Annotated in this window: 11 protein-coding genes, 1 rRNA gene and 3 pseudogenes; 12 read left to right on the top strand and 3 right to left on the bottom strand. The window is 41.9% G+C overall.

Features of this window, described 5'->3' with window-relative positions; genetic code table 11:
• Positions 1-4: 4 nt before the first annotated feature.
• From rrf to hisC, 8 genes are all read left to right on the top strand, one after another.
• Positions 5-119 (top strand): 5S ribosomal RNA (gene rrf, locus FTU82_RS04435).
• 288 nt (positions 120-407) lie between these two features.
• On the top strand, positions 408-1859 hold the full coding sequence (locus FTU82_RS04430; RefSeq protein WP_180001088.1) for an RNA polymerase factor sigma-54: 1452 nt from the start codon (positions 408-410) through the stop codon (positions 1857-1859).
• Positions 1860-2042: 183 nt separating this feature from the next.
• A complete protein-coding gene (gene hpf, locus FTU82_RS04425; protein ID WP_180001087.1) occupies positions 2043-2375 on the top strand; it encodes a ribosome hibernation-promoting factor, HPF/YfiA family in 333 nt (110 codons plus the stop codon).
• Positions 2376-2508: 133 nt separating this feature from the next.
• Entirely contained in the window at positions 2509-2760 is a 252-nt protein-coding gene (ibaG, locus tag FTU82_RS04420; RefSeq protein WP_004730742.1) for a BolA family iron metabolism protein IbaG, read from the top strand.
• Between the two features lie 7 nt (positions 2761-2767).
• On the top strand, positions 2768-4024 hold the full coding sequence (murA, locus tag FTU82_RS04415; RefSeq protein ID WP_180001086.1) for a UDP-N-acetylglucosamine 1-carboxyvinyltransferase: 1257 nt from the start codon (positions 2768-2770) through the stop codon (positions 4022-4024).
• Positions 4024-4725 carry an ATP phosphoribosyltransferase gene (gene hisG / locus FTU82_RS04410; RefSeq protein WP_004646025.1) on the top strand — a complete coding sequence of 234 codons (702 nt, stop codon included), beginning with the start codon at positions 4024-4026 and terminating at the stop codon, positions 4723-4725. The genes murA and hisG overlap by 1 nt, the downstream gene beginning before the upstream one ends.
• Before the next feature lie 186 nt (positions 4726-4911).
• Positions 4912-6213 carry a histidinol dehydrogenase gene (hisD, locus tag FTU82_RS04405; protein WP_081273097.1) on the top strand — a complete coding sequence of 434 codons (1302 nt, stop codon included), beginning with the start codon at positions 4912-4914 and terminating at the stop codon, positions 6211-6213.
• Positions 6214-6364: 151 nt separating this feature from the next.
• Entirely contained in the window at positions 6365-7456 is a 1092-nt protein-coding gene (gene hisC, locus FTU82_RS04400) for a histidinol-phosphate transaminase (protein WP_100357378.1), read from the top strand.
• 119 nt (positions 7457-7575) lie between these two features.
• Here hisC and FTU82_RS04395 read toward each other — a convergent pair whose 3' ends face one another.
• Positions 7576-8907, bottom strand: a complete 1332-nt coding sequence (locus FTU82_RS04395) for an anthranilate synthase component I family protein (RefSeq protein WP_005095856.1) — start codon at positions 8905-8907, stop codon at positions 7576-7578.
• A 260-nt stretch (positions 8908-9167) separates the two neighbouring features.
• On the opposite strand from FTU82_RS04395, the pseudogene FTU82_RS04390 reads away from it, so the two are divergent.
• A pseudogene (locus FTU82_RS04390) lies at positions 9168-9943 on the top strand (DUF6160 family protein); the annotation flags it as partial.
• A gap of 55 nt (positions 9944-9998) precedes the next feature.
• On the opposite strand, the pseudogene FTU82_RS04385 reads toward FTU82_RS04390, so the two are convergent.
• A pseudogene (locus FTU82_RS04385) lies at positions 9999-10939 on the bottom strand (IS5 family transposase).
• A gap of 58 nt (positions 10940-10997) precedes the next feature.
• Here FTU82_RS04385 and FTU82_RS04380 point away from each other — a divergent pair.
• A pseudogene (locus FTU82_RS04380) lies at positions 10998-11690 on the top strand (hypothetical protein); the annotation flags it as partial.
• A 66-nt stretch (positions 11691-11756) separates the two neighbouring features.
• Here FTU82_RS04380 and FTU82_RS04375 read toward each other — a convergent pair.
• Positions 11757-12305: an NUDIX hydrolase gene (locus FTU82_RS04375; RefSeq protein ID WP_167381261.1), complete on the bottom strand. Its 549-nt coding sequence runs from the start codon at positions 12303-12305 to the stop codon at positions 11757-11759.
• Positions 12306-12428: 123 nt separating this feature from the next.
• Here FTU82_RS04375 and FTU82_RS04370 point away from each other — a divergent pair, with 123 nt between their 5' ends.
• Both FTU82_RS04370 and FTU82_RS04365 read left to right on the top strand, forming a co-directional pair.
• Positions 12429-13037, top strand: coding sequence for a CoA pyrophosphatase (locus tag FTU82_RS04370; RefSeq protein WP_005095870.1), 609 nt, complete (start codon positions 12429-12431; stop codon positions 13035-13037).
• Between the two features lie 24 nt (positions 13038-13061).
• Positions 13062-13589: a gamma carbonic anhydrase family protein gene (locus FTU82_RS04365; RefSeq protein WP_373683702.1), complete on the top strand. Its 528-nt coding sequence runs from the start codon at positions 13062-13064 to the stop codon at positions 13587-13589.
• Positions 13590-13607 lie beyond the last annotated feature (18 nt).

The following is a 13607-nucleotide window of genomic DNA, read 5'->3' as shown; positions in this document are numbered from 1 at the left end:
TTGTGCTGGCGACAATAGCAAGAGTGAACCACCTGATCCCTTCCCGAACTCAGAAGTGAAACCTCTTTGCGCTGATGGTAGTGTGGGGTTACCCATGTGAGAGTAAGTCATCGCCAGCTCATTATTCAAAACACCCCCTGCATCAGCAGGGGGTGTTTTTTTATGTGCGGGATTTATAGCAAAATTAAAAAGTAAAAATAATATTCTGAATTTACTCAAAACACCCCTTAGCGAAATCGTTAATGGGTGTTTTTTGTTCTTGTAAATCAAATATTTGAGAATTATTAATTTGGGAAATATAAGAATTTGAAAGCCAATTCGTATGTTTTTTGGTAAAACTGTGTTATAAAAATTAAAACGGCATAAAAATTGCTTATAGAACAAGATTTTTAATTAAGGGGGTAATAATGAGACTATCAGTGGGCTTAAAAATTGCGAACTCGCTGTCATTAACTCCACAATTGCAGCAAGCAATTCGGCTATTACAATTATCGAGTCTGGAACTGGAACAAGAAGTTCAACTGCAACTTGATAGTAACCCTCTATTAGAAAAAGTTGAAGAACAGATTACTCTTGAACGCTTATCGACACTTGAATCAAATAATGAACACAAAGACCTAACTAATGAGCTCAATGCGGATCACCTTCCCGATGACCTACCTGTAGATACCGATTGGGATGATGTCTATACTCATCAACCTACCAGCTTAGGTGCGGCTGAATTCGAAGAGCGCGAAGACAATCGTCAAGGGCATCAGAGCTTACAGGAATATATGCTTGAGCAAATTAACCTGTTAAATTTTTCACAGCTTGATAAATTGATCGCTTATTGCATTGTCGATTCCCTGGATGACAAAGGCTTTTTAGATGCTGAGCTGACTGAAATTACTGCATCGGTACAACATCTTCTATCTTCGATGGGGAGTGAGGAGGAAATTGAAGATGATGAAGTTGCGGTCGTATTAAAGCATATTCAGCGTTTAGATCCGGTGGGTGTAGGGTCTAGAAGTTTGGCAGAATGTCTGTTGGTTCAGCTTGATCATTTACCTGCCTCAACGCCTTACCGAAATGATGCAATCAAGCTTCTACAACATTATGAATTACTGATTAGTAATGAACTTCCTAAACTGATTAAACAAACTGGGCTAAATCCAGAGCAGTTACGCTGTGCGGTAGATTTATTAAAAACTCTGAAACCTCACCCGGGCTTGGAATTTGAAAATAAAGAATCGGATTATCAGGTGCCAGATGTTGTGGTCATGAAAAAGAATAACGCTTGGCATGTCAATTTAAATCCGGATGTATTGCCAAAATTACGCGTCAATCCTTTCTATGCCAAAATGATTCGTCGTGCAGATCAAAGTGACGATAATCAATATTTACGTAACCAGATGCTAGAAGCAAAAAATTTCATTAAAAGCGTTGATGAGCGGCATAAAACATTATTAAAAGTGGCAACCTGTATTGTCGAACATCAGAAAATGTTCTTGGAAATTGGCGCTGAAGGGATGAAACCTTTGGTTTTAAGAGATATTGCCGAAGAAGTAGAATTGCATGAATCGACCGTATCGCGTGTGACCACCAATAAATATATGCTGACACCGCGTGGTTTATTTGAATTAAAATATTTCTTCTCGAGTCATGTGGGCACGACTTCAGGTGGAGAGGCTTCATCTACTGCCATTCGTGCCAAGATCAAAAAACTGGTTTCTGAAGAAAATGCCCGTAAGCCTTTGTCTGATAATGCAATCGCCAATATATTGAAAAATGAAGGGATTGATGTGGCAAGACGGACGGTGGCGAAATATCGTGAATCGTTACATATTCCTTCATCTTCTGAGCGAAAGGTCTTGATCTAAAATTTAAAATCTGGCTATTCTAAAGATTCATTATGACAGCATAATGAATCTTTTTTCTTTTGAGGAACAGTGAAAATGATTTGAATCAGTGCTTAAAATACGATTTTTGAGTTATAAGTTGCTGTATTTAAATTATTTTATATTGTGACTCTTCTAATCCTAACGAAGGTGAGGGATAGAACTATGCAAATAATAATTCGTGGACATCATTTATCTATTACGCCAGCAATTGAAGAACGTATAAAAACCAAATTTTCACAAATGACCAAGCATCTTGATCAGGTGAATAGTATGCAAGTGAAACTCTCTAAAGATCATCAAATTGATAAACGCTCCAGAAAAGGCAGTAGTAATCATATCGCAGAAGCGATTATCCGATTGCCGGGCATCGAGTTTTTTGCCCATGCCACAGCAGATGATATGTATACTTCCATTAAACTTCTGACAGAAAAATTAAAACGCCAGATCGATCGATATCGGGAAATACATTTACAGCAGCATGCTTTGGCTTTGTAAAGGACAAATGATGAAAAAGAGGTTTTAAAAGCCTCTTTTTTTTATATATATAATGTATGGATCCATGAATTATTTTTGCTATTTATAGTAAAATGGCTCGTTTTACACCCTTAGTCCTATAAGAGGTCTTGTGATGAATAATGAACAGCTCGCTGAAATTTTAGAAGCCGCTTTTCCCGAGGCGGATGTTGCTGTGAGTGGTCAGGGCGGAAAATTTGATCTCCGTATTGTGGATGATCAATTTGAAGGTAAGCGTCCAGTTGCACGTCAACAAGCTGTTTATGCTCCTCTCAATGCCCATATTGCCAGTGGTGCAGTTCACGCAGTGACAATTCGAGCAATGACAAAAGAAGAATGGCGCAAAGCAAGCTTATTTGGAGCTTAATAAATTAATGGATAAATTTTTAATTCAGGGCGGTATCAAGCTCGAAGGTGAAGTGCGTATTTCTGGTGCTAAGAATGCCGCGCTTCCATTATTAGCAGCAATGATTCTTGCCGATACGCCAATTACGCTCAAAAATGTTCCTGATCTGAAAGATGTGAATACATTGGTGAAGCTAATTGCCGGTCTTGGGATCACCATGACTTATGAAGGTGATACCGTTACTGCGGATACCTCGACATTACATAACCAGTTTGCACCATATGAGCTCGTGAAAACCATGCGTGCTTCTATTTTAGTGCTTGGCCCTTTATTGGCGCGCTATGGCAGTGCAAAAGTGTCTTTGCCGGGTGGTTGTGCAATTGGTTCACGTCCTGTTGATCAGCATTTAAAAGCGTTGGAAGCTTTGGGTGCAGAGATTGAAGTTGAAGCAGGCTATGTGCATGCCAAAGTCGATGGCCGTCTTAAAGGTGGCGAAGTCGTTTTCGATATGGTGACTGTCGGTGGTACAGAAAATATTCTGATGGCTGCAGTCTTGGCCGATGGTGTGACCACAATTCGCAATGCAGCACGTGAGCCTGAAATCACTGATCTTGCGCAAATGCTGATCAAGATGGGGGCCAAAATTGAAGGTTTGGATACCGATACGTTAATCGTGACTGGTGTTGAAAGTCTGCATGGCTGTGAATATGCAGTGGTGGCTGACCGGATTGAAACGGGTTCATATCTGGCGGCGGCTGCAATCACAGGTGGTCGTATCAAAACCACACACACAGATCCATCCCTCATGGAAGCTGTGCTGGATAAATTTGAAGAAATGGGCGCAGAAGTCACTCGTGGCGACGACTGGATTGAGTTAGATATGCTGGGTAAACGTCCGAAAGCCGTAAGCTTCCAGACCTTGCCACATCCAGAATTTCCAACTGATATGCAAGCCCAGATCATGGCTGTAAATGCCATTGCTGCAGGCTTTGCGACAATTTCAGAAACGATTTTTGAAAACCGTTTTATGCATGTTCCTGAGTTGGCCCGTATGGGGGCAAACATTCAGGTCGAAGGTAATGATGCTGTCGTAACTGGGGTAGAAAAACTTTCTGCCGCACCCGTAATGGCAACAGATTTACGTGCTTCTTTCTCTTTGGTACTGGCAGCACTTGCCGCTGAAGGTGAAACACTGATTGACCGTATTTATCACATTGACCGCGGTTATGAAAATGTAGAAGCAAAGTTACAAAATTTAGGTGCCCAAATTAAGCGAGTAAATTAATGAGCGATATGAGAAACGATGATCCAAACTTTGACGTAATGGGCAATTTTGATCATGGTTTAACTTTGGCATTAAGTAAGGGTCGTATCTTAAAAGAAACATTGCCACTGCTTGAAACAGCAGGGATTAATTTACTGGAAGATCCGGATAAATCACGTAAACTGATTTTCCCCACTACGCATAAACAGGTTCGTATTTTAATTTTACGTGCTTCTGATGTGCCGACTTATGTAGAAAATGGTGCAGCCGATATTGGTGTAGCGGGTAAAGATGTATTGATGGAACATGGTGCGCAAAATGTCTATGAACCATTAGACCTGAAAATTGCGGTTTGTAAATTGATGACAGCTGGTAAAGTCGGGATGCAGCGTCCTAAAGGTCGTTTGAAAATTGCGACCAAGTACGTGAATTTAACCCGGCAATACTATGCCAGCTTGGGTGAGCAAGTCGATGTGATCAAGTTGTATGGTTCAATGGAACTTGCACCATTGGTCGGTCTGGGCGATTACATTGTCGATGTGGTCGATACTGGTAATACCTTACGTGCCAATGGTTTAGAGCCACTTGAAGAAATCTGTAAAGTCTCTTCACGTTTAATCGTCAATAAAGCCAGCTTCAAACGTAAGCAAGCCTTGTTAAATCCGATTCTGGCTCAGCTTGAAAAAGCAGTCGAAGAACGCGAAAAGGCAAAACAGGCTTAAAATTGATTGCTTAAGAAACCGCCCAATCCGGGCGGTTTCTTATTTCTCTATATATCAGATTCTATTTAAATCCTTTCATCAATTTTACCCAAAGCTATTTTCAATAAAACTCATAGAGCTAGAGCACTATGTCTGCCGACAAAAGCCTAGAAAACAGGTAAACTAAAGCCTTCGAATTCAAACCTGATGGGTAAATTGATGCGACGTTTATCGACCCAAGATCAAAACTTCAAGCAAGCATTTGCTGACTTGTTGGCTTTTGAGACTGTGAATGATCCTGAACTTTTAAAAACTGTAGATCAAATTATTGCTGATGTTCGTCAGCATGGTGATGCACATGTTCTTAAACTCACTCAACAGTTCGATCGACATCCGGCGCATCAATTTTCAGAGCTAGAACTGACACAAGAGCAGCTCAAAGCTGCCTTTGAAGGTTTAACGACTGAAGTTCGTGAAGCACTGGAATTAGCTGCAGCGCGTGTGCGTGAGTTTCACCAGGCCCAAAAACAAGATGGCTGGACTTATGTCGATGCTTTGGGGAATACGCTCGGTCAGAAAGTGACTCCACTGGATCGTGTCGGGATTTATGTGCCGGGTGGTCTGGCATCTTATCCATCCTCAGTACTGATGAATGCAGTGCCTGCACATGTGGCGGGTGTCCCTGAAATTATTATGGTGGTGCCTGCCCCGAATGGTGAACTCAATCCATTGGTATTGGCTGCTGCATATTTGGCTGGCGTAACACGTGTCTTTACGATTGGTGGTGCACAAGCCGTTGCAGCACTCGCATATGGTACAGAAACCGTACCACCTGTCGATAAAATTACTGGTCCAGGTAACCGGTTTGTGGCTGCAGCAAAACGTGCGGTGTTTGGTCAGGTCGGTATCGATATGATTGCAGGCCCTTCTGAGATTCTGGTCTATGCCGAAGGCGAGAATAACGCTGAATGGTTGGCGATGGACTTATTGTCACAGGCTGAACATGACACTGTGGCACAAGCCGTTTTCATTACACCTGATGAAGCACTTTTAGATGCTGTTGAAAAGTGGATTGAAAAACACTTAGAAGCATTACCGAAAGCAGATATTGCACGTACTTCAATTGAGAACCGCGGTGCTTTGGTATTGGTAAAAGACCGTGCTGAAGGTGCTGAGCTGATTAACCAAGTGGCGCCAGAACATCTCATGCTATGTTTAGATGAAGCACAAGAGATGGCAGAAGATATTCGCCATGCAGGCGCGATTTTCATGGGTCGTTACACCCCTGAAGCGATTGGTGATTATTGTGCCGGGCCAAACCATGTCTTGCCAACTTCAGGTACAGCACGTTTTTCATCACCGCTGGGGGTTTATGATTTCCAGAAGCGATCAAGCCTGATCATGTGTTCACAAGAGGGTGTTAAAACCTTGGCGAAAACAGCAGATATTTTGGCACAGCAGGAAAATCTGGATGCGCATGCGAGATCGGCGCGTTATCGTTACCAGTAATTAAAAATATAAAACCTCTCCCTAACTCTCTCCTACTAAGGAGAGGGGAAATATTATAAAGAATGAATATTCCTCTCTCTGAATGAGCTTTAAGCATTGTTTTAAAGTGAATGTAAGAGAGGTTAGGAGAGGGAACTTTGAGAATTTAAAAATGAATATCACCACAGAACAAATGCGTTTTTGGAGTCCTGACGTACGTGAATTAGAACCGTATACGCCGGGTGAACAGCCAAAAATCCAGAATATTTTAAAACTGAATACCAATGAAAATCCGTATCCGCCATCGCCTAAAGTGGTTGCGGCAGTGCAGCAGGTATTGGCCAATTCAGCTGACGTTTTGCGCCTTTATCCAGATCCAGACGCATCTGAACTTAAACAGGCGATTGCGAAACAGCAACATGTGCCTGTAGAGACGGTTTTTGTCGGGAATGGTTCGGATGAAGTTTTAGCGCACATTTTCAAAGCATTCTTTGTTCAAGAACAGCCATTGCTTTATCCAGACATCACCTATAGTTTCTATCCGGTATATAGTCAGTTCTTTGGGGTAAAAACCAAAATTTTACCACTCAATGATGACTTTGAAATTGTGGTAGATGATTATAAACAGGCCAATGGCGGTATCATTATCACCAATCCGAATGCGCCAACCAGTATTGATCTTGGCTTGGGTGCGATTGAAGAAATTCTGCAAGCCAATCCAGATTCAGTGGTGGTGATTGATGAAGCCTATGTCGACTTTGGCGCTGAATCGGCAGTCAAGCTGGTTGAGAAATACGAAAACTTAGTGGTATGTCAAACTACATCGAAGTCGCGTTCTCTTGCAGGATTACGTGTGGGTTTTGCCATTGCTCAGCCACATTTAATTGCAGCACTTGAAGCAGTCAAAAATAGTTTCAACTCTTATCCGATGGATCGTTTTGCCATTGCGGCAGCGGTGGCTTCTTTTGAAGATCAGGAATACTTTGAAGCACAAAATCATAAAGTCATTGCCAGTCGTGAAAAGTTGGTAGCTCAGCTGAATGAACTTGGTTTTAAGGTATTACCTTCGAGTGCAAACTTTATTTTTGCCACATTCGTATCTAAAGATGCAGGTGAGCTCGCGAGTGAGTTACGTGAGCGTGGTATTATCGTGCGTTATTTCAACAAACCTCGTATTAATCAATTCTTGCGTATTACGATTGGTACAGATGAGCAAAATCAGCGTTTAGTAGATACGCTAAAAAATGAGATTTTGTGTAATTAAAATCCTTTCTAGCCTCCCGTTTTAAAGGGAGGCATTCTCACCTTTATTAAAGGTGAGAAGCATTGCTGCGCAAGGGGGAGATTTGTAGTAAAAAGCGAATCTTAAAATTCACTTTTTATTTATTCAGGCTGATACCAGGTATTTAACAGATCAAGCATCGCTGAAACCTTATCAAAGCATTCTTGATATTCCGCATCACAATCTGAAGAAATGGTAATACCACCACCGGCCCATAAAGAAATATCTTCCTGATACTTTTGAATCGAGCGAATCAGAATATTCCAGGAGCCAGTGCCATCGAAATTGAAATAGCCCATAGAACCACAGTAAGCACCACGTGGTGCACCCTCAAGTTCTTCAATAATCTGCATGGCCCGAATTTTGGGTGCGCCTGTAATCGAGCCACCTGGAAGAGCAGACATGAGTACTTCAAAAGGATTGATATCTGCTTTTAAAGTCGCTTCAACTTCACTGACCATATGATGAACTTGATTGAAGCTTTCAATACTAAATAATTTCGGTGTTTTGACCGAGCCTGTTTCGGCATAAACACTTAAATCATTACGTAATAAATCCACAATCATGACATTTTCTGCCTGATCTTTTTCTGAGGCTTTTAGGGTCTGTCTGGATTGTTCATCGAGCACTGGATCAGTAAAACGGGGCATTGTGCCTTTAATCGGTTTGGTAATAATTTTTCGCTTCGTTTCAAAATCAATGAACAACTCGGGTGAGCAGCTTAATAATTCAAAATCACCAATACGCAAATAACCCGCATAAGGCGCTTCGGTTAATGTCCAGAAGGCTTGGGCGGTTGCTAAGAGGGAACCTTGTGCGCGACCATTAAATTCTTGTGTCAGATTAATCTGATAGCAGTCACCTGCAATAATATAATCCTGAATTTTCTGAAATGCCTTGCTGTAGACCGTTTTGGTCCAGCGTGAAGTACAAGGGCTTATTAACTGAAACGTCGGACGAATTTTATTTTGATTAAGTAAGTTCTGAATATAATCGAAGATCTGCTCTGCTTGTGGATCATCACTATAGAACATCCATCCCTCAGAGCTTAGTTTAATATAGGAAGAAAATTGACCGATAAATAAACCAGGTTGAGAGCGGTCCGGATACTGAATATATTGCTGAGCCGCATAATCATAGCCAATAAAACCGACATAACCTCCATGAAATCCATTCTTGTGAGGATTTCTTAATGCATCAATTTCCAAACTAAACTCAGATGATCTGGGTTGATATTGTTCAATTTCCACTCTTTGAAACGACTGAATATGTGATTGCTGCACAATAAAATATTCTTGAGCACAGCAGGCAATAAAAGGCTGACCATTATTATTTAAATACACCAGATGCCCCAATGTCTTTAATGCGGATAATACATCTGCAACCAGAGGTGATTTAAATTTTAAGGGGCGATGATAGAGAGCTTCGGTCATTCAGTTAAGCAGAGTTCAATATGACTCGCTATTTTATATCAAGAAGACAGGAAAATATTTTTAAATCATCAAATACCGTTTATCGGTAAGCATTGGATTGCGACCAACAACAGTTGATCAAATGATTGCTCGGAGATAACTTAGTTCTGCAAGCAAATTACTCAAGGAAAGATGTTTTGCGTTGTCAGAAAATAAAAAATACAGCGTGAACATTGAGTGATTCACAACCAAAAAAAATACTACTCTTGGGAGAGTAAACAATGAAAAAATTCACAAAATTAGTTCTGGCGACTTCAGTTGCATTTAGTGCCAATGCGATGGCGATGCAAGCTATGGATGAAGCATCTCTAAGCGAAACAACGGGTCAAAGCGGTATTACTATCGGGATCGGTATTTCAAAAATCGCTATTGAAAAGTTATTTATTCATGATAATGACGGTTTAGCTGTTGATAAAGGTGGGACAGGTACGGCAGGTGCAATCGTTATTCGCGGTACGACTGATGTAGCTCCTGATGCCGCTGCTCTTGCTAATCCGACTACTGCAACTCATGGTGTAGTAATTGGTGCTAACTATGATGATGGTGGTGCTTACTTACTTCAATCTCGTAATCTTGCTGACTTGGTGATTGATTCAGATGCTGGTGCAGGGGGGCTAATCCTTTCATTAATATTGCAGCACAAGTATCAGGTCTTGATATCAAGATCGGTCGAATTGGTGTAACTGCATCTGGCGTAAAAGGTGTAGGTGATAATGTAGATACAATTCGTCGAGGTGGAGGTGCGGTTATAAATGATATCCTCAGTGGTTTAGAAGTTAAAACAGGTGTGATGGATGCAAATATCCAATTAGGTGCCGCACCTCAAGGTGCGATGATCAAACTGAATACTAAAATGGTTGCTGGCCTAGAAATTAAAAATCTAGGTATTCTGGATAATTCAACTAAAGGTGTAACTGTGGGACTTTCAGGTACAACTCCAGTAACTACACGTGAATCTGGTGAGATCTTCATTGAAAGTATTAAAATTGCAGATTCGAAGGGCTTTGTTGCACAAAGATTTGAAATGCAAAGCGCCCCTAATTGAGCCAAATTTAAGGCGTAACTTGGGTAAGTGGTCGACCTAATTCCGTAAATCTGTTAAGGACTGCTACACGTACATGGATCTCATTCACTTGGCTATCAAAACTCCTTGCACTGAGTTTATCTCCTAATAATTTGATGCAATGCATCTTAGTTTCAACCAAACTTCGCCGATGATAGCCTGACCATTTTTTCCATAGTGTCCTGCCTAAACGTTTAACTGTTCGAAGTAATTCATTTCGTTCTAGCGAGCTGCTCTTTGTATCTTTCCATGGTTTCGCATTTTTTCTAGGTGGAATCACCGCATGCGCTTGCCGATCTGCAATGACCTGACGGCATTGCTTGGTGTCATAAGCTCCATCGGTATAAACAGAGTCAATCCGCTCATCTTGTGGAATCTGATCAAGTAAATCACCAAGCACCTGTGAATCACTGACATTATTGGTTGTAAGCTGAACTGCTCGTATTTGTAGGGTTTTGGCATCTATACCAATATGAAGTTTACGCCATTGGCGACGATATTCAGATCCATGTTTCTTGCGTTTCCATTCGCCCTCACCTAGAAACTTCATGCCTGTAGAGTCCATGAGTAGGTGTAACCCATCACGACTTTTCTGATAGCTTATCGCAATATCAATATGCTTTTGTCGTCTACAGAGGGTGGAGTACGAATATCACTGATATTCGGGGCTGCTCAGCCACAGAGTTTAATCAGGCTTTGAGCAAAGCCAGTGACCATACGTAAAGAAAGACGGAATAGAGATTTGATCATTAAACAGCATTGAATCGCTGTATCGGAATAAGTTTGATTTCGTCCGTGCTTGCCTTGTGGTTGTGCATACCATTGGGTCTTAGGATCAAACCAGATTGAAATATTTCCTCGCTTGATTAAAGCTTGGTTATACGAGGACCAATTGGTTGTGCGGTAGATTTTCTGTGTAGGCTTCTTCATTTGAAAATTATATCGCTAAAAAAGCCTTTACAGATAGGTTTGTGCAACAAAGCCTAATGGAAGTATTGATTTATATAAAATTTTCTCAATCCGCTATCTGGATCGCGCGGTATTTAAAACAGAGCAGAATGTAGCTAGTGGGGAGAAGTATATCTTCCCGATGTATGCCAATCTGGAGTTTAAGTTTAGTGACACAACGGTCAGTCCAGTCACTTTGGGGATTGTGATTGATAGTAATGGTGATGTGCGAACCAATATGCAATCTGAGAATAATCTTGCGACCGACCCAATAACAGGCTGTGAGGGCGATGTGCTTGATAACAATTTATTATTGAATGGCGTACAGCAATACCGGCTTGGAACTTTAGGCCGTGCATTTGTTCGTGATAAATCGGTTTCGATGCGTCTGATTTTGGCCAATGTAAAATTAGGGGATTTGAATGGTGCATTGGTTGGGGTCGACTCATGCATCCAGTCTTCACCAAATTCAAATGATTCGATTGTGATTGGCGGTGCTTTGCTGAATTTGTCCAATGTACTGGATACTGCTGCCGGTCAGAATGGGCGGGTCACCTTCCTGAATTCGGTCGGAGACGGCGTGCAATGGGCCAATACCTATGCCAGTTTCCAGAAAATTTATAACAATAATAATGAGGATGAAACGCCTGACGATATTGGTCTGGCCAAACGAAGCGGTGGGTCTGTTGAGTTTAAACTTGCAGATTGTTATCGCGTCAAAGCTAAAGCGTAATGTCCCATAAATAAAAAAATCCCATCTGCGTATGGGATTTTTTTATGCGCGCTCAATCTATTGGATTTAACCGGTATGATCCAGACGCGAACCTAAGGTTTCTAAATGCATCGGGAAAATATTATTTTTACGGTCTGCAAAATAATGTCTTAGTGTATGTTCTACACTTGGGAAAGCCAGCTCGGTCCACGGAATATCTGCTTCATCGAATAAACGTGCTTCGATGGTTTCCTCACCAGCACCAAATTTTCCATCAATCAGATTGGCTTTGAACAGCACATAAATCTGGCCAATACGCGGAATGTTATACATACAGTACAACTGCTCAATCTCCACTTCGGCTTCAGCTTCTTCACGGGTTTCCCGTGCAGCACCTTGCTCCATGGTTTCAAACAGTTCCATATAGCCGGCAGGTAAAGTCCATAAACCGTAACGCGGTTCAATGGCGCGGCGGCACAGCAGGACTTTATTGTCCCAGAGTACCAGCGCGCCACAAATGACTTTTGGATTAATATAATGAATAGAGCCACATGAATTACACACGCTGCGGATTTGTTGGTCGCCCAAAGGAATTTTTTCGGTCGTTTTATGTCCACAATTCACACAGAAGTTCATATTCATCATCAATGATAAAAGTAAGCTCAGGATAACTGAAAAATCAAAATTTGGCATCATTTCTATCCCGCTGAATCAAAAATCAGCTATGATGAAATTATGATCATGGCTAGGGCTGAAAGAATGGATGCGCGTGAGTTGACACAAAAGTTGCAGCAACGATTACGCTTTTCCAGGCGTATTCGATCTGCGCATGCTGCCGTGTTGATTGCGATCACCGATGAAGCTGATCCCAAAGTATTGCTGACCCGCCGTTCGGCCTATTTGAATAATCATGCCGGAGAGGTTTCGTTTCCGGGTGGCAAGCGCGATCCACAAGATACCAGCAATATTGTCGTGGCTTTAAGAGAAGCCTATGAGGAAACGGCATTAAATCCCTTTGATGTGCAGCTGATGGGGGACTTGCCCATGCAGAAAGCCCGTAATGGCATGCTGGTTAAGCCGATTGTGGGGCTGATTCCGCCGCAAGTGCAGCTGATTCCGCAACCAACGGAAATCGACCGGATTTTCTTTGCCTCATTGCAACATTTGCTTGAAGCCACGCCCACACCTTATGAAGTCCGCTTTGCCCAGCAATCTTTATATTTTCCAAGTATGCGGGTAGAAAATGAAGTGGTCTGGGGATTGACGGCACGTATGCTGATTTCTTTGTTCCAGTATGGATTGGATTATAAAAAAGACTGGCCATTCCTGCTCAATTCACCAAGTTTTAAACGCTCCAAATTTTTTTAACCATTGAACAGGATTTTATCAATGTTGTATAAATTTCAGGGACACACACCGACTGCTACACAGCAGCCATGGGATGGCTGGGTCGCACCAACGGCAACAGTAATTGGACAAGTCGAACTCGGGCAGCAGGTCAGCATCTGGTTTGGTGCCGTGGTACGGGCAGATAACAGTAAAATCAAACTGGGTGATTTCAGCAATGTGCAGGAAAATGCCGTGCTGCATACCGATGCCGGTATTGAGATGCAAATTGGAAATTATGTCACCATCGGACATCAGGCCATGTTACATGGCTGTACCATTGGTGATAACAGCCTGATCGGGATTCAGGCGGTGATTCTGAATCATGCGGTGATTGGCAAGAATTGTATTATTGGTGCCAATGCCCTGATTCCTGAAGGCAAGATCATTCCGGATAATTCGGTGGTGATGGGTTCACCGGGCAAAGTGGTAAAAACGCTGGATCAAGACAGTATTCAAAAGCTGAAAATGAGTGCCCTGCACTATGCCGGGCATTTTCAGAAATTTCAGGATCTGGAACAAGTTCAGCTTTAATACGATGTTCTAGAAAAT

It is taken from the genome of Acinetobacter sp. YH12151, assembly GCF_013418355.1.
GTDB lineage: Bacteria > Pseudomonadota > Gammaproteobacteria > Pseudomonadales > Moraxellaceae > Acinetobacter > Acinetobacter pseudolwoffii.
Note: the sequence above shows the minus strand (reverse complement) of the source record. Positions and strands in the feature narration are given on the sequence as shown.